Genomic DNA, 18,898 nt, shown 5'->3' with positions numbered 1-18,898 from the left:
AAGGAAAAATCCAGATGGCAGCCAAAGAAGTCAAATTCTCGGTCGATGCGCGCGACAAGATGCTGCGCGGCGTCGACATTCTCGCCAACGCGGTGAAGGTCACGCTCGGCCCGAAGGGCCGCAACGTCGTGCTCGACAAGTCGTTCGGCGCTCCCCGCATCACCAAGGACGGCGTCACCGTCGCCAAGGAGATCGAGCTCGAGGACAAGTTCGAGAACATGGGCGCCCAGATGGTGCGCGAAGTCGCCTCCAAGTCCGCTGATGCGGCCGGCGACGGCACCACCACCGCCACCGTGCTGGCCCAGGCGATCGTGCGCGAAGGCGCCAAGTCGGTCGCCGCCGGCATGAACCCGATGGACCTCAAGCGCGGCATCGACCTCGCGGTCGAGGCGGTCGTTGCGGACCTCCAGAAGAACTCCAAGAAGGTCACCTCGAACGACGAGATCGCCCAGGTCGGCACCATCTCGGCCAACGGCGACCAGGAGATCGGCAAGTTCCTCTCCGACGCCATGAAGAAGGTCGGCAACGAGGGTGTCATCACCGTCGAGGAAGCCAAGTCGCTCGAAACCGAGCTCGACGTCGTCGAGGGCATGCAGTTCGACCGCGGCTACATCTCGCCCTACTTCGTCACCAACGCCGACAAGATGCGCGTTGAGATGGACGACGCCTACATCCTCATCAACGAGAAGAAGCTCTCCTCGCTGAACGAGCTGCTGCCGCTGCTCGAGGCCGTGGTGCAGACCGGCAAGCCGCTGGTCATCGTCGCCGAGGACGTCGAAGGCGAGGCCCTCGCGACCCTCGTCGTGAACCGCCTGCGTGGCGGCCTGAAGGTCGCGGCCGTCAAGGCTCCGGGCTTCGGCGATCGCCGCAAGGCCATGCTGCAGGACATCGCGATCCTGACCGGCGGCCAGGCGATCTCGGAAGATCTCGGCATCAAGCTCGAGAACGTCACCCTCAACATGCTCGGTCGCGCCAAGAAGGTGATGATCGACAAGGAGAACACCACGATCGTCAACGGGGCCGGCAAGAAGGCCGACATCGAGGCGCGCGTGGCCCAGATCAAGGCGCAGATCGAGGAGACCACCTCGGACTACGACCGCGAGAAGCTCCAGGAGCGTCTCGCCAAGCTCGCGGGCGGCGTCGCGGTGATCCGCGTCGGCGGCGCGACCGAGGTCGAGGTGAAGGAGCGCAAGGATCGCGTTGATGACGCGATGCATGCGACCCGCGCGGCCGTGGAAGAAGGCATCGTCCCGGGCGGCGGCGTCGCCCTGCTCCGTGCCTCCGAGCAGCTCAAGGGCCTGCGCACCAAGAACGACGACCAGAAGACTGGCGTCGAGATCGTGCGCAAGGCGCTGTCGGCCCCCGCTCGCCAGATCGCGATCAACGCCGGTGAAGACGGCTCGGTGATCGTCGGCAAGATCCTGGAGAACAAGGCCTACAATTACGGCTTCGACTCCCAGACCGGCGAATATGCCGATCTCGTCAAGAAGGGCATCATCGACCCGACCAAGGTGGTCCGTACCGCGATCCAGAACGCTGCCTCGGTTGCCGCGCTCCTGATCACCACGGAGGCCATGGTCGCCGAGCTGCCCAAGAAGGGCGGCGCCGGCCCCGCAATGCCCCCGGGCGGCGGCATGGGCGGCATGGACTTCTGAGGTCCAACCATCTCAAGAACTACGAAACCCCGGCAGCGATGCCGGGGTTTTTGTTTGGGGCAAACTCTCTCCCGTCGTCATTCCGGGGCGCGCCCTCTTGCGCGCGAGCCCGGAATCCATAACCACGAACCTCAGTTGGTTATCCCGGGATGGAGATCAGCCCGGTTTAAAGTCCTCCAATCCCGCCGCCACTTCTTGCACTTCTTCTTACGGGCGACAGGCATAGCGGGCCATTCCGTCCGCCTGTCGTTATGGATTCCGGGCTCAGCGCTTCGCGCTGCCCCGGAATGACAAGGAGTGCAGGATGAACCTCATTTGGTGATCCTGGGATAAAGATCATCCCAGTTCGGGTTCTGCTCCTCGATCAGGCGCGTCTTCCAGTCGCGCCGCCATTTCTTGAGCTCCTTCTCGCGGGCAATGGCCGTCGCGGGATCGTCATAGATTTCGAACAGGACGAGCTTGTTGACGCCGTACTTGCTCGTGAAGCCAGGGACGGCCTTTGTCTTGTGCTCGTACACACGGCGCACGAGGTCGCGGGTCACGCCGATATAGAGCGTGCCGTGCTTCTTACTCGCGAGGATGTAGACATAGTACGTCAAAACATCCGCCTGTGGTTATGGATTCCGGGCTCGCGCCCAAGAGGGCGCGCCCCGGAATGACGGAGCAAGCCTCACTCCACGTTCCCCAACCGCTCGAAGCGCGGCTCGCCATCCTCATCGAGCGACCAGATGATGCGTGTGACCCTGCCGACGAGATTGTCGATCGGCACGAAACCGAACGTCGACATCATCCGGCTGTCGGTTGAATTGTCGCGGTTGTCGCCGAGCACGAAGAGGTGGCTGGGCGGCACCGTGAAGACGCTGGTGTTGTCGAGGAAGCCATTGTCGAGGCAGTCGTAGGTCACATAGCTCGCGCCGCTCGGCAGCGTCTCGCGCCAGCGCTTGACCTTCGCCCCGTCATCGCCTCCGCAGGAGGCGCCGGCTTGTGCCTCCGTCAGCGCGACGCGTGTCACCGGACGGTCGTTGAGGATGAGCCGGCCCTGCCGCATCTGGATGCGGTCGCCGGGCAGCCCGACCACGCGCTTGACGTAATCGACGGAGGTATCCCTTGGCGTTCGGAAAACGACCAAGTCGCCATACTCGGGCTCGGCGGCAAAGACGCGGCCCGAAATCCAGGACGAAGCGAAGGGGAAGGAATAGCGGCCGTAGCCATAGGCATATTTCGCCGCAAAGACGTAGTCGCCGACCATCAGCGTCGGTGCCATCGAATTCGAGGGGATGTTGAACGGCTGATACAGGAAGTATCGAAACAGGAACGGCGGCGACCACAGCACCGGGATCAGCAGGATCAGGATGAGAATCGCCTTCCATTCCCGCGATCGTGCCGAGGGACGGATCGTTTGCTCAAGAGTGGTCATGCAGCTGCCCTGTTCAAAGACATAGTCGTCGCGAGATTACGCAACCTGCGCGCGCGTGCAATCCCCGGCGAACTTGCGAATTTGGTCGCACGTCGCGCGGCCCGCGTTCAATGCGAGGCCATGAACGTCGCCAGCGGTCAGCCCTGCGACAAATCCCTGAAGCAGTGCCGCACCCACTCGATCGTCACGCGCGTCGCCGGATCGCGCTTCAGATGATTCTGGACCAGGAGCCAGACGTCGCGGCGTTTCGGCAGCAGCGTGGCGCGCAGGCTGCGGTCGGCGAGCAGCGGCCCGCAGCTGTGCTCGGGCAGCACGCCGATGGCCTGATGCGACTGGATTATGGTGCGGATGATGCGGATATTGTCGGTGATGCAGCGCACGTTGGTCAGCCGCTTCGCTCGCAAGAACTGCGCTTCCGGGATCGCGTCGAGCTCGTCGGGATAGATGCACGCGACCGGCTCGGCTCCGCTGCGGTCCGCGGGCTCGAAGAAATACAGCCTGACCTCGCCGAGCTTGGAGATGGTGAAGTCGCCCTTCTCCGGTTTGCGCAGGCGGATGGCGAGATCGGCCTGCCAGCGCGAGAACTTGACGTTGCCGCTGGAGGTGAGGAATTGCAGCGTCAGCCCCGGATGATCGCGCAGGAAGCTTGCCGCATGCGGCGCCAGCAGCTCTTCGGCGACCGCATTGGTCGAGGCGATGCGCAGCCGGCCGACCGGGCCGGATTGAGTGTCCTTGATACGGTCGATCGCCGCCACATGCGCCGCCATCGCGCCGACATGCGCGAGCACCGCCTCGCACTGGCGCGTCGGCCGCCGCACGCCATCCACCGCATCGAACAGCGGCACGCCGAGATCGCGCTGGATGCGCGCAAGCCTGCGGCCGACGGTGGTCTCGTCGATGCGCAACCGCGCGCTGGCGCCGGCATAGGTGCCCTCGTCCCTGACCGCGGCGATGATGCGCAGATCGTCCCAGTTCATGAAGCTGAGCCTAGCAGGCACGAATTTGTCCTGCAAATTTGCAGCCATATGCCGCAATATTCCTGCGCATTGGCAGGCTCCGGCTGCGCTAGTGTCGCCTCATCGACATTCCCCAGAAGGCCTCACCAGCATGACCGCTCCAAAGACGCTGCTCGAACTCGCCGGCGCCGATCTCGATCCGCCCAAGCTCAACGAGGCCTGCCTTGTGCTGATCGACGTCCAGAACGAATATTGCGCCGGTCCGCTGGCCCTGCCCGATGCACAGCCGGCGATCGCCGCGGCTGCGCGGCTGCTCGCGCGCGCACGGGAGAGCGGAGCTGCGATCCTCCATGTCGCGCACAAGGGCCGCGCCGGCGGCCTGTTCGACCGCGAGGCCGCGCGCGGCGCGATCGTCGAGCGCCTGACGCCGCTCGCCGGCGAGCCCGTGATTGAGAAGGCGCTTCCGAATGCCTTCGCCGGCACCGATCTGCACGCCAGGTTGGCGGCGACCGGACTCAAGAACATCGTGCTGGCCGGCTTCATGACCCACATGTGCGTCAGTTCGACCCCCCGCGCCGCGCTCGACCTCGGCCTGCGCACGACGATCGCGGCCGACGCCTGCGCCACCCGCGACCTGCCCGACGGCCGCGGCGGCACGCTGGACGCCCGGATGATCCATCAGGTCGCGCTGGCCGAATTGTCGGACCGCTTCGCGATCATCGCGCAAGTCGAAGCACTGACTTGATGGAGCGTGCGATGCTGCAGCTTTATTTCTTCCCGATGGCCTGCTCGCTCTCGAGCCGCATCGCGCTGATGGAGGCCGGTATCGAGGCGCAGTATCACCTCGCCCATATCTGGACCAAGCAGGTCGTGAAAGACGGCAGCGATTTCCGCGACCTGTCGCCGAAGGGTGCGGTGCCGGTCCTGGTGCTGGAGAGCGGCGAACGGCTGACCGAGAGCGCAGCAGTGTTGCAATACATCGCCGATGTGAAGCCGGAGACGCGTCTTGCGCCGCCGCCTGGCGATTTCGATCGCTATCGTCTGCAGGAATGGCTGAGCTTCATCGGCGCCGAGATCCACAAGGCGTTCCTGTTTCCGACCTTCTGGTACAAGGACGACGGCTCGCTCGCCAAGCCGCGGGCACGGATCGCGCAGACATTGTCGGTGCCGGCAGCGCATCTGGCGGACCGCGAATTCCTCGTCGGCAACGGCTTCACCGTCGCGGATGCCCATCTCACCTGGGCCTTGCTGCTGCTCCGTCCCGCAGGGATCGACATCGCGCGATGGCCGTCGTTGTCGGCCTATCTCGAGCGGATGCAGGCGCGGCCGGCCGTGCGGGACGCGATCGCGACCGAGATGTCGCTGCGCAAGGCGATGGCGGCGTGAGCGCGCCTCACTCCACCCGCGCCAGCACCGCGAGCTTGCGGATGCCCTTGTTGCGGTAGGCGTCGAGGAACGCGTAATAGTCCTTGAACGACACGCAGCCGTTGGAGTCGCCGTTCGGCCCGAGCATGAAGGTGTGCGCGAGCAGGCCATCGCGGCCGTGGATCGCGCTCTCGCCGCCGATCGGAGTCAGGCGCAGCGCCGGCACGCCGTGGAACAGCGCCTCGCGCGGCTTCAGCGTGTAGATGTGCGGCGGCGTCACGCCGCGCATGCGGATTTTCGAGGAACGCGGATCGTCGAGATTGGAGCCGAGGCCCGAATGCGCCTCGAGCTTGGTGCCGTCGGGCAGATACACGGTCTTGGCGGTGATGTCGTACACCGCGGTGTCGCGCTCATAGGGCGGCGCGCCGCCGAACATCGGATTCTGCTCCTTCGGCGCGATGGACGCGGTCACGCTGGCATCGGCCGAGGCGTAGGCAAGCAGCCCGCCGGACGGCTCGCGCTTGCCCCAGAGCTTTTCCACCATCGACTGGCGCGGTCCGGCGATCGACATCACCGCGGCCTTGGCGCGATCGGCGAACGACTTCGGCGGCGCCTCGGGCGCCGGCACGATCTGGGCCGGATCGGCCGAGGCCAGCTGCATCTGGGCATCCGGCGCGCGCCTGGTCTTGTCAGCGGTCTTGTCAGAGGTCTTGGCCGCCGGCTTCAGCGCGTCGGCGACCCTCGCGACCACGCTCTGCTTCGGGGCGTCCTTCGAAGTCTCCTTGGCCAGCGCAACCTGGGTCGGGGGCGCTGCGCTCGCCGCATTCGACGGCACGCCTTGCGTCGCGGCCGCGGCAAAGCGCTCGTTGAACATCTCGCGCGAGATCGGAGCTGCGACCTGGAGCCGGTCGGGCAGCAGCGCGAAGGTTTCCCGGATGGCCTCGCCGGCCTCGCGCAGCACGACCTTGGGCGCGCGCCTGACCACCGGCTCGTCGTAGCCGAGGCTGCCGACGGTGGGGTAGACGCTCGCGCCGAGGATGTTGCTGTAGATGATCCAGCCGGCGCCCATAAGCACGCAGCCGATCGCCGCGGTGCCCAGCCAATTGGCCGTGGTCATTTTCCGGGAAGGCTTCCGAAGAGAATTCTTGCCAGGATTTTTGGACTTCCGTGCCGCGATGCTTTGCGCAGCGATACTCGTACTCATTCGCCTTGCGTCCAGGACGGTGTCACTCGGTCCCCCTTCAAAGTGCCGCTGGTCACGATCCGGGAACAGCATCTCGCAGAGGGTCGGAGCGTCATTAAGGCGACTTTTAGTTAAATGCAGATTAAGTTCGGGCGGATATGGGGCAACGCGCTAATGCTGTCCCGTTTTGAGAAAAATCCCGCAGAATTACGGACTTAGACGCATCTGTTAACCATGTTTCTCGACCGGCTCACGTCGGTTCTTCGACGCTTGCGGCCGCACCCACGAGACATTCAACAACGTCATTTTCGTGGTCGCCAACTGGCCCTGACCGTAGCGCGGAAGCGTTGCGCGAGGCTGGTGGGCTGGGCGTCCGTCGGGGCCCTGCGCCCTGACGCGGCACGGCGCCGTGACCGAAAATTGATCACGTCGGTTCTGGTAATCGCCGCCGCGAGAAAGTAGCTCCTATCTCGGCACTTTTCAGCAGCCTCTGCGCGTCATACGGTACCGTATCGATTTGCCCTGAACTGTGCCGTGCACGCAAACGGAGGCTGGCATGAGAGGGATCGCGCGCGCCGGGTTTTTCGCCCTGGCGGGGTCATTTCTGTTGATTGGATCTGCGACTGCGCAGCCTGGTTCCAATTTGGGTTGTACGGCATCGCCGTCGGCTGCCGGGACGCAGACCTGGCGCTGCGACAACGGCATCACCATCGTTGCGGAAAATGGCGCCAGATTTGAACTTAAGGACGCCAACCGCGACGGACATATAGACTCCGTGGAGTTGAGCAGCAAAGCGCTGCTGGTCGAGGTGCCCCGGAAGCCGCGGGGCAATCCGTTCAAGGTACTGACGCCGCAAGCGATCGCCGCGGTGCGCGGCACGAAATGGGCGGTCGATGTCGCTGACGCCAAGACCTCCGACGCCAAGACCTCCGTGTTCGTCGCCGACGGCCGGGTCGGCGTGACCCGAAGGGCTCGTGGGCGCGGCGTCGTGCTTGGACCCGGCGAAGGCGTCGATGTCGAGGCAACCGGCCCGTTGACCGTCAAGACCTGGGGCCAGCCGCGCGTCGACGCGCTCATGGCGAGACTCGGGCAATAAGACCGGGTCAACAACACTCGCCCACGAAATTTGGACGATAGAAGATTGCAGAACGAGCGCATGCGCAACCGACGCGTTCAGATCCTGGTGGCACTCGTCCTCACCGCGCTGTGGGGCGCGGGCATCTTTGCAGCGCACGCCAACGGCCGTCTGCGTTTTCTCGACCGCCTCGAAGCCACGCTGACGGATTGGCGGACGCAAGCCCGCGGCGTGCGGCGTCCACCCGACCTCGTCACCATCGTCGCGATCGACGACACCGTGGTGAAGCGCGGCGGCAGCTATCCGCTGCCGCGCGCCGATCTCGCCCGTGTCGTCGACACCATCGTGCAGTTCAAGCCGAAGGTCATCGGGATTGATCTCCTGCTCGTCGACCGCAGCGCTGCGATCGGCGATGCCACGCTCGCCAGCACGCTCGCCACCGGTCCCATGGTGCTCGCCGCCGCGGCGATCTTCCCCTCCGCCAGCGAAACCGTGGATCCGAGCAGCGAAGGTCCCCTCGCCGCTCTGCCGCAGGCCGAGCGCTTCCTGCGGCCGTTGCCCGCGTTCGCCGAACACGCCGAGGTCGGCGTCGTCAACGTCGCGACGGGACAATCGGGCTCACCGCTATCGGTGCCGATGCTGTTCCGGACGCGCGACAAGGTCGAGCTGTCCTTCCCCTTGCGCGTCGCAGCCCGCGCGCTCGACCAGCCGCTGACGGTCGCGCCGGACCATCTCATGCTGGGCGATCGCGCGGTACCGACCGACGGCGATCTGGCGTTGCCGATCACCTATTACGGCCCGCGCCGCACGATCCGTACCGTCAGCGCACAGAGCATTTTCGACGGCACGCTCGATCGCGCGGCGATCGAGAACCGGATCGTCGTGATCGGCGCCTCGGTCGCCGGCGGCGGCGACTTCTATCCGACGCCCTTCGATTCCCTGATGCCCGGGGTCGAGGTGGTCTCGACCGCGATCACGCATCTCGTCGCCGGCGACGCCATGGTGCGCGACCGCAGGGTCCGCATTGCCGACGCGCTCACTGCGATCCTGCTGCCGATGCTGCTGGTCGGGCTGCTCGCCTGGCGGCGCAGCGCGCTGGGCATCATGACGGCGGCCGCGGTGATGATCGCCTGGGCCGGGGTCAACCTGTTCGCGTTCACGCACGGTGTCTGGCTGAACGCCGCAACCACGCTCGCCGCGGCAATGCCGCCGGTTGCGGTCTTTGCCGGCGTGCAGCTGTGGGCCGGAGGCCGCCGCACGCAATATTTTGCCGCCAAGAGCCGGTCGCTTGCGCAATTCCAGGCTCCGGCGCTGCAGGAATGGCTGGCGCGAGATCCGAACTTCCTGTCGAAGCCGGTCCGGCAGGACGCAGCCGTGGTCTTCGTCGATCTCTCCGGCTTCACCGGACTGAGCGAGCGAATTGATCCGAACGAACTCAGGACTCTCCTGAAGGCGTTTCATGCACTGATCGACAAGGCGGCGATCGACTATGACGGCATGATCACCGGCTTTCTCGGCGACGGCGCCATGATCCTGTTCGGGCTGCCGCGCGCGATGCCCGACGACGCGGCGCGCGCGCTGAAATGCGCGATCGATCTGCATCGCAGCCTCGAACGCTGGATCGCTTCGCTGCCGCCGGCGATCGCAGGTCAGCTCGGTTTCAAGATCGGCGCGCATTGCGGCCCGATCGTCGCATCCCGGCTCGGCGAAAGCCATCAGCACATCACGGCGACAGGCGACACCGTCAATGTCGCAAGCCGTCTGATGGAGATCGCCGCCCAGAATGATGCGCAGCTCGCGCTGAGCGATACGCTGCTCGACACGGCCGATTTCAGCGGCGCTCCCGACGGCGTCCTGTCCGGGCCCCTGCTCGCCCAGGTCCGCGGCCGCTCCGGCATCGTGACGGTCTGGTTCTGGCGCGACCGGGATGGGCCGGGTCAGCCTTCGACCAGGGCCGAAATGATCGGCTGAGGCCCGCTACCGCGCTTCCGGCGGCGGCGAGCGATCCAGCACCTCGCCCTTGGCGCCCTCGAGCAGGTCGATGCCATAGGTCTCGACCACGAGCGGCCCGCGCTTGCGCTGCAATTGTGCGATCTGCGTCACCTGCGCAAAGAGAGCATCGAGGGCGGGATGGCCTCCGCGCAGCTCGTCGACATAGAGCAGCTTGCCGGCGAGCAGCCTGGGATCGGGTTCGGGCATGTTGACCCAGCGGATGCGCTGGCTCTGCTGCGCAACGCAGGTGCCGCGCGGCAGATAGAACGCGAGCCAGCCCGTGGTGCCGTAGTCCTGCGCCAGCACACAGGTCGCACCACTGCGTGCGCGCACCGTTTCGATCTCGGCGGCAAGCTCGCGCCAGCCGACGCCGACGCTGCGCACCGTGGCATCGCGGCGATATCCGGACAGCCAGCCGGTATTGGCCTGCACGATCAGAGCTGCAAACATCACGATGCCCGTTGGCGCCGCCCAGCGCAGGCAGAAATCGACCAGGCGCCGCTGGCGAGGCTTCCACTGCACGAGGTTGGCGGCGGCCGCCGCGGCGATGACGAAAGGCGGATAGACCGGCGCGAACCAGTTGGCTTCGACGCGGGCATGCAGCGAATGCCAGACGAAGTAGACGACGATGGTCCAGAACATCGTCTCGATCAGCACGCGCGAGGCCAGCGCGCCGGCGCGCCGCCAGGTCAGCGCGTGCAGCCCCATCGCGCCGAGGATGAAGACCAGCGGCGTCGCGAACGCGATCTGGGTCGGGATCAGCTCGGCAATGAAGACGGGGCGGAAGTCCTCGATCCTGGCGCGGCCGAGCTGCTTTGCGAACGAGACCCATTGATGGTCCGCATTCCACAGGATCACCGGCGAGAACAGCGCCAAGGCAACAAGGCCGCCGAGATAGGGCCAGGGCGAGAGAAACCAGCGCCTCAGCTTCGGCACGGAAGCGAGCCAGATCAGGATCGCCGGCCCAAAGAACATCGCGGTATATTTCGACAGCAGTGCCGCGCCGACCGCCGCGCCGACCGCGAGCCACCAGGCGCCCCGGCCGGTCTCCAGCACCTTGGCGAGGAAGAACAGCACGAAGCTGGAGGCGACCAGCAGCGGCGCATCGGGCGTGACGATCAGCGTGCCGACGGAAGCCAGCAGCGTCACGTTGAGCAGGATGGCGCTGGTCGCGGCCACGCGCACCCCGCCGAACAGGATCGCGGCAGAGCGATAGACCGCATAGCTCATCGGCAGCGCCAGCAGGATCGAGACGAGGCGGACGCCGAACTCGGTATCGCCGGCAATCATGGTGCCGGCGCGGATCACATAGGCGACCATCGGCGGATGGTCGTAGTAACCGCCCGCCAGATTCTTCGACCACATCCAGTAATAGGCTTCGTCGAACGTGATCGGCGTGAATGCGGCCGCAACGAGCCGCAATCCGACCAGCGCGAGAATCAGCAGCGCGGTGTTGCGGACGATCCGCGCGTCGGCCCCGCCCATGGCGTGCTATTTCTTGCGCCAGACGAACAGTCCGGACATCGCGTAGTTCCACACCACGCCCATCAGCGCGCCGGCCATGCCGGCCAGCCACCAGATCGGCTCCTGATCGTACACCGAGAAGGCGACGCCGACATTGGCGAGCAGGCCGACGCTGCATACGATGTAGAAGGCGATGAGGCCGCGCAGCAGCGCAAAGCCCTTCAGCCGCTGGTCGCGATAGGTGAGGAAGTTGTTGAGGATGAAATTGCTGGTCATGGCGACGATGGCGCCGGCGGCCTGCGCCTCCGCGAACGGCGCGTTGAACAGCTGAAGCGCGATGAACAACGTGGTCAAGTGCACCACGAGGCCGATGCCGCCGACCATGGCGAACAGGATGAAGCGCAGCGAGACGATGTCGTTGGTCAGCTTGGCCAGCACGAGACCCAGGAAGTCGAGTGCGACCATGGAATCGAGCTTGCTCTCGCCGTGCTGGCGGGCGCCGAAAGTGTAGGGGATCTCGACGGCGCGCAAGCTGCCGTGCGCGCTCGCGACGACGTCGAGCAGGATCTTGAAGCCGTGCACGGACAGCTTCGGCGCGAGCTGTTCGAACCGGTCGCGGCGGATCATGAAGAAGCCGCTCATGGGATCGGCGATTTCGACCCGCAGCATCTTCCTGGCGACTTCGGTCGCGAGCGCACTGGCTCCGGCGCGCTGCTTGTCGAAGCCTTCGCTCTTGTAGCCCTCGATGTAGCGGCTGCCGACGACGAGGTCGGCCTGATCGCTGGCGAGGAGCAGCAGCATCTTCGGCAGCTGCGTCTCGTCGTGCTGGAGGTCGGCATCGATCACGGCCACATAGGGAGCGCTCGAGGCGAGGATGCCCTCGATGCAGGCGCCCGAGAGGCCGCGACGGCCGATGCGGCGGACACAGCGCACGCGGCTGTCGCGCTGCGCCAGCGCGCGCACGACGTCCCAGGTGCCGTCGGGCGAGTTGTCGTCGACGAACACGACTTCCCACGCGATATTGGCGAGCGTTGCCTCCAGCCGCCGGTACAGCACCGTGACGTTGTCGCGCTCGTTGAAGGTCGGGACGATGACCGACAGTTCCGGCCCCTCTTGAGCCTGCGGCGGGATGTCGGCGCCGGGTCTGATCGCTTCGTTCATGACGGCAGCGTATATCCGCCGCGTCCTGCGCTGCCAAGCCGGGGTCTCTGGGGAACGGCCGAAAAAGGGCCCTAAAATGCCAACGACCCCGGAACGGCGGACCGCGCGTACATCCGGCGCAGGCCCGAGCTATTCCAAGGTCGTCCCAGCGACGGAGCTCTTCGCTCAACGTCGCCGTTACAAGCTAGATGGGGACGGCAGAAGCGCTTCGCAAGGGGCAGAAAGCTCGTTTTCCTGCTCTATTGGTTGGGCACTTCCCGAATTATCGGCCCACGCGGGGCAGGTGCGGCTGGGGCCGACGGCGCCGCCGCCGGGGCCGGTTCGACTTTCGTCGGCCTGGGCGGCTTGCCGTACTGGCCGATCGGCCCGAACATGACGGCAGCCGCAAGCACGATCGCCCCCACGATCGCCCCCAGAATGCCCCCCACCGACTCAGACGACATGCAAGTCCCATCCCTGCTCCAGATGCGGCGAGTGATACCATGGATGAGCGCGCGGCGCCAAAGGCGAATGGCGCGTGGCGAATACCTCGAACCGGGCTCCTGCCCTACTCGCTATTCGCCACTCGCTACTCCCCCTGGCCCCTACTTCGCCGGCGGCCGGTGCTTGACGAAGGCCATCACGATGTCTTTCTGCGCCGCCTCCACCGCCCTGTTCGCGGTGGCGAGATGGGCGCCGGCATCGATGTTCGGATACTGCGTGGTGAGATAGTCGAGCAGCGCGACCCGGTAATATTGCCGCTCCGATGGACAGGCGCCCGCAACCGAGCGGCCGAAATCCTGCTCCGACAGGCCTTGATTGGAGTCGCGCGAATATTCCCGCGCCAGGCAATGCCAGTAATCGTCGCGGCCCTGCTGGGCGAGCTTCTGTGCGCTTCTCGCGTCGTCATCATCGGCCAATGCGGGCCATGTCATGGCAGCAGATGTCATCATAAAGAGCGCCGCTCCCACCGACAGCATCCGCATCTTGTTCTCCTTTTTTCGCGGGTCCGGGCGCAAGCTTAGACGGGGCGGGCCAACTGGCCAATCACAACTGGTTTGACTAGGATGGGGTCCCTCTCCGTCGATGCGAGAAATTCCGTGGCCAAAGCAAAAACCGCGTCAAGAAAATCCGGCAACATCTTCATCGGCATCGGCGGCTGGACCTTCGAGCCCTGGCGCGGCGTGTTCTATCCGGAGAAGCTGGCGCAGGCGAAGGAGCTGTCGTATGCCGCCTCGAAGCTCACCTCGATCGAAATCAACGGCACCTATTACGGCTCGCAGAAGCCGGAGAGCTTTCGCAAATGGGCGAGCGAAGTTCCCGATGGCTTCGTGTTCTCGGTGAAGGGACCGCGCTTCGCCACCAACCGCCGCGTGCTCGCCGAGGCCGGCGATTCCATCAAGCGGTTCTATGATTCCGGCGTGCTGGAACTTGGCGACCATCTCGGGCCGGTGCTGTGGCAGTTCGCACCGACCAAGAAGTTCGACGGCGCCGATTTTGGAAAATTCCTCGAGCTGTTGCCGCGCAAGCTCGAAGGGCGCGCGCTGCGCCATGTCGTGGAAGTGCGCCATGACAGCTTCTGCACGCCGGACTTCGTCGCGCTGATCCGCGAGTTCGAGACGCCCGTCGTGTTCGCCGAGCACGGCAAATATCCTGCTATCGCCGATGTCGCCGGCGATTTCGTCTATGCAAGGCTGCAGAAGGGCAATGACGAGATCAAGACCTGCTATCCGCCGAAGCAGCTCGATGCCTGGGCCAAGCGCTTGCAGGATTGGGCTTCGGGCGGTGAACCCGACGACCTGCCGAAGGTTGACAAGGCCAAGCCGAACAAGGAGCCGCGGGACGTGTTCGCCTATGTCATCCACGAGGGCAAGGTGCGCGCGCCGGCCGGCGCCATGGAACTGATCGCGCGGGTGATGTGAGCGGGCTATGGCCAATTGGGAGCACCAAGGCTTCCTCACGTCATGGCCGGGCTTGTCCCGGCCATCCACGACTTGCCGCGCGGCGCGAAGAACGTGGATACCCGGGACAAGCCCGGGCATGACGACCTCACGTGTCGTGACCTGAGGAGTCCCCATGGCAAAGGCGAGGAAGCTGTTCACCATCGGCTACGAGCAGACGCCGCCCAAGGCCGTGCTGGACGAGCTGGAACAGGCCGGCGTCAAGCTCGTGGTCGACGTACGCGCGGTGACGTCATCGCGCCGGCCGGGCTTTTCCAAGAAGCAGCTTGCGGCAGGCCTCGACGAGCGCGGCATCGCCTATGTCCATCTCGCCGCGCTCGGCACACCGAAGGAAGGCCGCCTCGCCGCCCGCAGCGGCCAATACGACGTGCTGGAGAAGATCTTCTCAAAGCACCTGAAGGCGCCAGAAGCCAGGGAGGCGATGGACGAACTCTCGTCGCTGGTGAAGAAGGCCGGCCCTGTGTGCCTGCTCTGCTACGAGCGCGACCACACCCACTGCCACCGCCAGATGATCGCGGAGATCATCGAGGAGCGCGACGGGGTGACGGTGAAGAATCTGGCGGGACGGCAGGTCTGACGGTCGTTCCGGGGCAGCCCGCAGGGCTGAACCCGGAACCTCGAGATTCTCAGGTGCGCAATTGCGCACCGCAGTTCGCGACTGCGTCGCGCCCCGGAATGACGAGCTACCCCTCCCCCGCCAGCTTGAACGTCCCTTCCATCATCTGAACGCAGCTCCCGCCGACATGGGCGGAGACGATCTTGCCCTCCTGCTTGCGCACGCGGGTGAGAAGCATGCTGGGACGGCCCATGTCAAAGCCCTGGCCGATGGTGAGCTTCAATTCGCCGTCGCGCATGGGATCGAGATCGGCGAACAGCGCGGCGGCGGCGACCGTCGCGCTGCCGGTGGCGGGGTCTTCGATCAGGCCGCTTGCGCCGGGAAAGAACATCCGCGCCTGACGCTCGCAGGGCGCCTCCGCCGCCGGCACATCGCGCGTGTAGAAGTAGACCGAGAAAGCGCCGTCGCGCGGCAGCATCCGGCCAAACGCTGCCGCGTCGGGCTTGGCCCTGCGCACGGCTTCGCGCGATCCCACCTCCGCCACCACGAACGGCGTTCCGACGCCGACGACCTGCGGCGCGTGATGATCGGTCTTGATGTCATCAACCGCCAGCGAAATGCAGGCGGCGACGTCAGCCGCGGATAGCTGCGCAAGCCTCGACAGTTGCTGTGGCGCGGTGAGCTCGGCGCTGATCACCCTGCCCTGCTCCCGCACGATATCGACCGGGACCAGACCAGCCTTCTCCTCGAACAGCAGCCGCGGCTTCGGCTCTTTCGCGATTCCCGCCAGGACGAAGGCCGTGCCGACATTGGGATGGCCCGCAAACGGTAGCTCCCTGACGGGGGTGAAGATGCGCACCTCGGCGTCGTTGGCCTTGTCGCGCGGCGACAGCACGAAGGTGGTCTCGGAATAGTTGAACTCGGTCGCGATCGCCTGCATCTGCTGTGTCGTCAGCCCGCCGGCATCGAGCACCACGGCGAGCTGGTTGCCGCCGAAGGCGCGATCGGTGAACACGTCGACGGTGACGTAGCGGCGCTGCATTTTCGTTTCCTCATGCAAGTCGCGGCCGCGACCGGCCGCACGCGCAGCACTCTACAAGCCGAAAACGCCGCTCGTCATGCCCCAAAATTGAGTGCAATCGGAGCAATCGGGGAAAGAGCTTCAGAAGCGAAAGAGCTGAAGCGGCGACGCGAGCACTTGCGCGCGCTCGCTCTTGTTGGCGATCAGCGCATCGAGAAATTCCCGGTTCTTCGCGTAAGTCTGCGTCGCCTCGAACTGCGTGTGTGGCCAGTCGCTGCCCCACAACAGGCGATCGAGGCCGTAGGCTTCGCGGAGCAAAGGATAGGCCGCCTTGGCAAACTCCTCGCCCGCCGCACCGTTGCGGTATGGCGCAGAGATCTTGACCCAGATGTTTCGTGTCGCACCGAGTTTGAGCATCGACTGAAAGCCGGGATCAGCGACACCGAGCTTCGGATCCGGCAGCGCGTAGTGATCGAGCACGACGGCGACGCCGGGATCGAGCAGCTGCGGCGCAAGCGCGGCGAGATCGGCCGCATTGCGCTGGATCTCGACCTGCCAGCCCATCGCCTTCAGGTTCGCGAGCAGCGCCTTCCATTCACTGGCCGCGAGATCCGGCAAGGGCTGGCCGACGAGGTTGAGCCGAATGCCGACAACGCCGGCGCGATCGAGCGCGCGCAACTCGTCCGTGGTCGCCGCGGGATCGACCACGGCGATGCCGCGCAGACGACCGCCTGCCTGCTTCAGGCACGCGACCAGATAAGAATTGTCGCTGCCGAGAAAGCTCGGCTGCACCAGCACACCATTGCTCATGCCGTTCCGGTCGAGCTGCTCCAGATAGAGCGCCAGCGGCGCGTCGTAATCGGGCGCATAACGCCGCCCCGGCGCGAGCTGAAGACCGCGATGGAAGACGTGAGCATGGGTATCGATCGTCGGCAAGGCCGCCTCACTCTTGGCTGTAGCCGCGGCCATCGTGACGAGCGCGCCGAGGCCCGCACCAAATGGCGTAGCGTGAGGTCGCGCAAGACGAATGTCATGTCGCTTGCTGTCCATCCCGCGTCAGGCGCGCGTCGCAGCGGTCTGCTCGAACACCTTGCCACGCGTCTCCGGCAGCAGCAGCACCGCGATCAGCACCAGCGAATAGGCAAGGGCCGCATCGATGCCGATCGCAGGTCCAAGCCCGATATGATCGCTGAGGAAACCGACCAGGAACGGGAACGCCGCGGAGACGATGCGGCCGAAATTGTAGCAGAAGCCGACCCCGGTGCCGCGCACACCGGCGGGATAGAGTTCGCTGAACAGCGCCGCCATGCTGGCGGGAATGCCGGCGGAGAAGAACCCGAGCGGAAAGCCGAGCACCAGCATCTGGCCGTTCGTCAGCGGCGCGAAGATGTAGATCAGCACTGTCACGATGCAGGCCGTGGCGAACAAGGCGACGTTGGCGCGGCGCCCGATGCGGTCGCTGATGATGCCGCTCGTCACGCAGCCGCAGAAGAAGGCAACGATGATCACGGCGAGATAGCCGCTGGAGCCGAGCACCGACAGATGCCGCACCTCACGCAAGTACGTCGGCAGAAAAGTGGTGAGCGCGGCATAGCCGCCATGCGCGCCGATGCCGAACAGACCGCCGATCAGCGTCGAGCGCAGCACGTCGCGATGGAAGATGCCGGAGAGCGTGGCGAAGAATGGCGTCTTCTCGGCCGCGACCGCGCGCGGCGGCTCCTTCAGCCCGCGGCGGATGAAGATGATGAGGAGCGCGGGCAACAGCCCAAGCGCGAACAGCAGCCGCCAGGCGATCTCGGCCGGCGCGTAGGTGAAGACCAGGGCCGACAGCAGCACGGCCGCGCCCCATCCCACGGCCCAGGCGCTCTGCACCGAGCCGAGCGCCTTGCCGCGATGCTCGGGCCGGATGATCTCGGCCATCAGCACCGCACCGCAGGCCCATTCGGCGCCGAAGCCGAGGCCCTGGATCGCCTTCAACACCAGGAGCTGCGTGTAAGTCATCGCGAAGGCGCAGGCGAAGGTCGCGAGCGCGAAGGTGGCGACGGTGATCTGAAGTGCCTTGACGCGGCCGAAGCGATCGCCGAGCGCGCCGCCGAACCAGCCGCCGAACGCACCGAAGAACAGCGTGACCGAGCCGAGCAGACCTGCATCGGCCTTGCTGATGCCGAAGGCCGCGATCAGCGCGGGGATCGCAAGGCCGAACATCTGGACGTCGAGCGCATCCAGCGCCCAGCCGCCAAAGCTTGCCCAGAATGTGCGCCGCTCCAGCGGCGAGCTTTCGCTGTACCAGTTCGACATGTTTCCTACCTCTGTACGCGTTATTGATTGATGACCTGGAGAAGCCGCCTCACCGGATCTCGGCGTGATAGCGGAAGCGGTCGGCCGGCCCGCGCGACCTGCGCCATTCGATTGGCCGGCGCTCGAGGTCGAGCGCGAGACGCTCGATCACGATCAGTGGCGCGTTGGCCTCGAGCCTGAGCAGGCGCGCCTGCATCTCGTTGGCGGTCTCGACCGTGAGGATTTCCTCGGCCGAGACAACGACCTCGCCGCAGCGCTCCTCGTACAGCGGATACAGGAGATCGCCGAATTCGGCGGTGTCGATCTCCAGGATCTTCGCGAAGCGCGATTGTTGCAGCCAGATCTCTTCCGCGAGCAGCGGGACGTCATCAATCAGGCGCAGGCGCGACAGGCTGATCACGGGCTCACCGACGGGAATGCGTAGCGCGGATGCGACCGCCGACGTCGCCGGCTCGCTTCGGCGGCGAATGATCCGGCTCTTAGGTACGCGCCGCTCGCCGCTCTCGGATTGGAAGCGGAAGAAGCGGAACAGCGACGAGTTGAACCGCGCCCGGCGCACGAACGTGCCCCGGCCCTGCTGCCGCTCCAGCACGCCGTCACTGACGAGCTGGTCGATCGCCTTGCGCACGGTGCCGATGGCAACGCCGTAATGCGTAGCCAGCTCGGCTTCCGACGGGATCGGCTCGCCCGGCCGCCATTCATTGCGGTTGATCCGCGCCGCGAGGTCGTCGCGCAGGCGCTGGTAGCGTGGCAGGCGGTCGTCGAGCGGCGCTGGATTCATATAGTCATATAGATGACTATATGACAAACGAGTC

The 18,898-nt window shown here is 65.6% G+C and carries 19 protein-coding genes; 7 read left to right on the top strand and 12 right to left on the bottom strand.

Annotated features, from left to right (window positions below; genetic code table 11):
* Positions 1-14 precede the first annotated feature (14 nt).
* Positions 15-1,655: a chaperonin GroEL gene (gene groL / locus IVB23_RS35550; protein WP_035696468.1), complete on the top strand. Its 1,641-nt coding sequence runs from the start codon at positions 15-17 to the stop codon at positions 1,653-1,655.
* A 311-nt stretch (positions 1,656-1,966) separates the two neighbouring features.
* On the opposite strand, the gene IVB23_RS35545 is transcribed toward groL, so the two are convergent.
* The 3 genes from IVB23_RS35545 to IVB23_RS35535 all read right to left on the bottom strand — a co-directional run bounded on the left by IVB23_RS35545 (position 1,967) and on the right by IVB23_RS35535 (position 4,049).
* The gene (locus IVB23_RS35545; protein WP_247801626.1) at positions 1,967-2,254 is read right to left on the bottom strand and encodes a GIY-YIG nuclease family protein; all 288 of its coding nucleotides are present in this window, start codon (positions 2,252-2,254) and stop codon (positions 1,967-1,969) included.
* Between the two features lie 71 nt (positions 2,255-2,325).
* The gene (lepB, locus tag IVB23_RS35540; RefSeq protein ID WP_247801624.1) at positions 2,326-3,072 is read right to left on the bottom strand and encodes a signal peptidase I; all 747 of its coding nucleotides are present in this window, start codon (positions 3,070-3,072) and stop codon (positions 2,326-2,328) included.
* A 137-nt stretch (positions 3,073-3,209) separates the two neighbouring features.
* Positions 3,210-4,049 (bottom strand): LysR family transcriptional regulator, encoded by an 840-nt coding sequence (locus IVB23_RS35535; RefSeq protein WP_247805020.1) that lies wholly within the window; start codon positions 4,047-4,049, stop codon positions 3,210-3,212.
* A gap of 130 nt (positions 4,050-4,179) precedes the next feature.
* Between IVB23_RS35535 and IVB23_RS35530 the strand changes: the two genes are divergently transcribed.
* Entirely contained in the window at positions 4,180-4,773 is a 594-nt protein-coding gene (locus IVB23_RS35530) for a cysteine hydrolase family protein (RefSeq protein WP_247801623.1), read from the top strand.
* 11 nt (positions 4,774-4,784) lie between these two features.
* Positions 4,785-5,414 (top strand): glutathione binding-like protein, encoded by a 630-nt coding sequence (locus tag IVB23_RS35525; protein WP_061883054.1) that lies wholly within the window; start codon positions 4,785-4,787, stop codon positions 5,412-5,414.
* Between the two features lie 7 nt (positions 5,415-5,421).
* On the opposite strand, the gene IVB23_RS35520 is transcribed toward IVB23_RS35525, so the two are convergent.
* The gene (locus IVB23_RS35520; protein WP_247801621.1) at positions 5,422-6,510 is read right to left on the bottom strand and encodes a DUF2778 domain-containing protein; all 1,089 of its coding nucleotides are present in this window, start codon (positions 6,508-6,510) and stop codon (positions 5,422-5,424) included.
* 622 nt (positions 6,511-7,132) lie between these two features.
* Between IVB23_RS35520 and IVB23_RS35515 the strand changes: the two genes are divergently transcribed.
* Positions 7,133-7,672 carry a FecR domain-containing protein gene (locus IVB23_RS35515; protein WP_247801619.1) on the top strand — a complete coding sequence of 180 codons (540 nt, stop codon included), beginning with the start codon at positions 7,133-7,135 and terminating at the stop codon, positions 7,670-7,672.
* Positions 7,673-7,732: 60 nt separating this feature from the next.
* A complete protein-coding gene (locus IVB23_RS35510) occupies positions 7,733-9,622 on the top strand; it encodes an adenylate/guanylate cyclase domain-containing protein (protein ID WP_061882892.1) in 1,890 nt (629 codons plus the stop codon).
* A gap of 6 nt (positions 9,623-9,628) precedes the next feature.
* On the opposite strand, the gene IVB23_RS35505 is transcribed toward IVB23_RS35510, so the two are convergent.
* The 4 genes from IVB23_RS35505 to IVB23_RS35490 form a co-directional block, all read right to left on the bottom strand.
* Complete coding sequence (locus tag IVB23_RS35505; RefSeq protein WP_247801617.1) at positions 9,629-11,128, bottom strand: glycosyltransferase family 39 protein; 1,500 nt, start codon at positions 11,126-11,128, stop codon at positions 9,629-9,631.
* 6 nt (positions 11,129-11,134) lie between these two features.
* Positions 11,135-12,268, bottom strand: a complete 1,134-nt coding sequence (locus tag IVB23_RS35500) for a glycosyltransferase family 2 protein (RefSeq protein WP_061882894.1) — start codon at positions 12,266-12,268, stop codon at positions 11,135-11,137.
* 239 nt (positions 12,269-12,507) lie between these two features.
* Entirely contained in the window at positions 12,508-12,711 is a 204-nt protein-coding gene (locus IVB23_RS35495) for a hypothetical protein (RefSeq protein WP_061882895.1), read from the bottom strand.
* 141 nt (positions 12,712-12,852) lie between these two features.
* A complete protein-coding gene (locus tag IVB23_RS35490) occupies positions 12,853-13,233 on the bottom strand; it encodes a hypothetical protein (protein ID WP_061883055.1) in 381 nt (126 codons plus the stop codon).
* A 114-nt stretch (positions 13,234-13,347) separates the two neighbouring features.
* Between IVB23_RS35490 and IVB23_RS35485 the strand changes: the two genes are divergently transcribed.
* Together IVB23_RS35485 and IVB23_RS35480 are read left to right on the top strand one after the other, a co-directional pair.
* On the top strand, positions 13,348-14,169 hold the full coding sequence (locus IVB23_RS35485; protein ID WP_061882896.1) for a DUF72 domain-containing protein: 822 nt from the start codon (positions 13,348-13,350) through the stop codon (positions 14,167-14,169).
* Between the two features lie 154 nt (positions 14,170-14,323).
* Positions 14,324-14,785, top strand: a complete 462-nt coding sequence (locus tag IVB23_RS35480) for a DUF488 domain-containing protein (protein ID WP_247801615.1) — start codon at positions 14,324-14,326, stop codon at positions 14,783-14,785.
* A 106-nt stretch (positions 14,786-14,891) separates the two neighbouring features.
* Here IVB23_RS35480 and IVB23_RS35475 read toward each other — a convergent pair whose 3' ends face one another.
* The 4 genes from IVB23_RS35475 to IVB23_RS35460 all read right to left on the bottom strand — a co-directional run bounded on the left by IVB23_RS35475 (position 14,892) and on the right by IVB23_RS35460 (position 18,864).
* Positions 14,892-15,806 carry a PhzF family phenazine biosynthesis protein gene (locus IVB23_RS35475; RefSeq protein ID WP_247801613.1) on the bottom strand — a complete coding sequence of 305 codons (915 nt, stop codon included), beginning with the start codon at positions 15,804-15,806 and terminating at the stop codon, positions 14,892-14,894.
* Between the two features lie 120 nt (positions 15,807-15,926).
* Complete coding sequence (locus tag IVB23_RS35470) at positions 15,927-16,721, bottom strand: amidohydrolase family protein (protein ID WP_247801612.1); 795 nt, start codon at positions 16,719-16,721, stop codon at positions 15,927-15,929.
* Positions 16,722-16,841: 120 nt separating this feature from the next.
* Positions 16,842-18,083, bottom strand: coding sequence for an MFS transporter (locus IVB23_RS35465; RefSeq protein ID WP_061882900.1), 1,242 nt, complete (start codon positions 18,081-18,083; stop codon positions 16,842-16,844).
* Positions 18,084-18,132: 49 nt separating this feature from the next.
* Positions 18,133-18,864, bottom strand: a complete 732-nt coding sequence (locus IVB23_RS35460) for a GntR family transcriptional regulator (RefSeq protein ID WP_247801610.1) — start codon at positions 18,862-18,864, stop codon at positions 18,133-18,135.
* Positions 18,865-18,898: the final 34 nt, after the last annotated feature.

It is taken from the genome of Bradyrhizobium sp. 191 (assembly GCF_023100985.1).
In the GTDB taxonomy this organism is placed as follows: Bacteria; Pseudomonadota; Alphaproteobacteria; order Rhizobiales; family Xanthobacteraceae; genus Bradyrhizobium; species Bradyrhizobium diversitatis.
This window is presented reverse-complemented; position numbering and strand designations above follow the sequence as displayed.

Coding starts and splice junctions, on each gene's coding strand:
- IVB23_RS35510 (WP_061882892.1), top strand. CDS start 7,733: ATGCGCAACCGACGCGTTCAGATCCTGGTGGCACTCGTCCTCACCGCG.
- IVB23_RS35505 (WP_247801617.1), bottom strand. CDS start 11,128: ATGGGCGGGGCCGACGCGCGGATCGTCCGCAACACCGCGCTGCTGATT.
- IVB23_RS35495 (WP_061882895.1), bottom strand. CDS start 12,711: ATGTCGTCTGAGTCGGTGGGGGGCATTCTGGGGGCGATCGTGGGGGCG.
- IVB23_RS35490 (WP_061883055.1), bottom strand. CDS start 13,233: ATGCGGATGCTGTCGGTGGGAGCGGCGCTCTTTATGATGACATCTGCT.
- IVB23_RS35500 (WP_061882894.1), bottom strand. CDS start 12,268: ATGAACGAAGCGATCAGACCCGGCGCCGACATCCCGCCGCAGGCTCAA.
- groL (WP_035696468.1), top strand. CDS start 15: ATGGCAGCCAAAGAAGTCAAATTCTCGGTCGATGCGCGCGACAAGATG.
- IVB23_RS35515 (WP_247801619.1), top strand. CDS start 7,133: ATGAGAGGGATCGCGCGCGCCGGGTTTTTCGCCCTGGCGGGGTCATTT.
- IVB23_RS35460 (WP_247801610.1), bottom strand. CDS start 18,864: ATGAATCCAGCGCCGCTCGACGACCGCCTGCCACGCTACCAGCGCCTG.
- IVB23_RS35480 (WP_247801615.1), top strand. CDS start 14,324: ATGGCAAAGGCGAGGAAGCTGTTCACCATCGGCTACGAGCAGACGCCG.
- IVB23_RS35475 (WP_247801613.1), bottom strand. CDS start 15,806: ATGCAGCGCCGCTACGTCACCGTCGACGTGTTCACCGATCGCGCCTTC.
- IVB23_RS35525 (WP_061883054.1), top strand. CDS start 4,785: ATGCTGCAGCTTTATTTCTTCCCGATGGCCTGCTCGCTCTCGAGCCGC.
- IVB23_RS35535 (WP_247805020.1), bottom strand. CDS start 4,049: ATGAACTGGGACGATCTGCGCATCATCGCCGCGGTCAGGGACGAGGGC.
- IVB23_RS35465 (WP_061882900.1), bottom strand. CDS start 18,083: ATGTCGAACTGGTACAGCGAAAGCTCGCCGCTGGAGCGGCGCACATTC.
- IVB23_RS35520 (WP_247801621.1), bottom strand. CDS start 6,510: ATGACCACGGCCAATTGGCTGGGCACCGCGGCGATCGGCTGCGTGCTT.
- lepB (WP_247801624.1), bottom strand. CDS start 3,072: ATGACCACTCTTGAGCAAACGATCCGTCCCTCGGCACGATCGCGGGAA.
- IVB23_RS35530 (WP_247801623.1), top strand. CDS start 4,180: ATGACCGCTCCAAAGACGCTGCTCGAACTCGCCGGCGCCGATCTCGAT.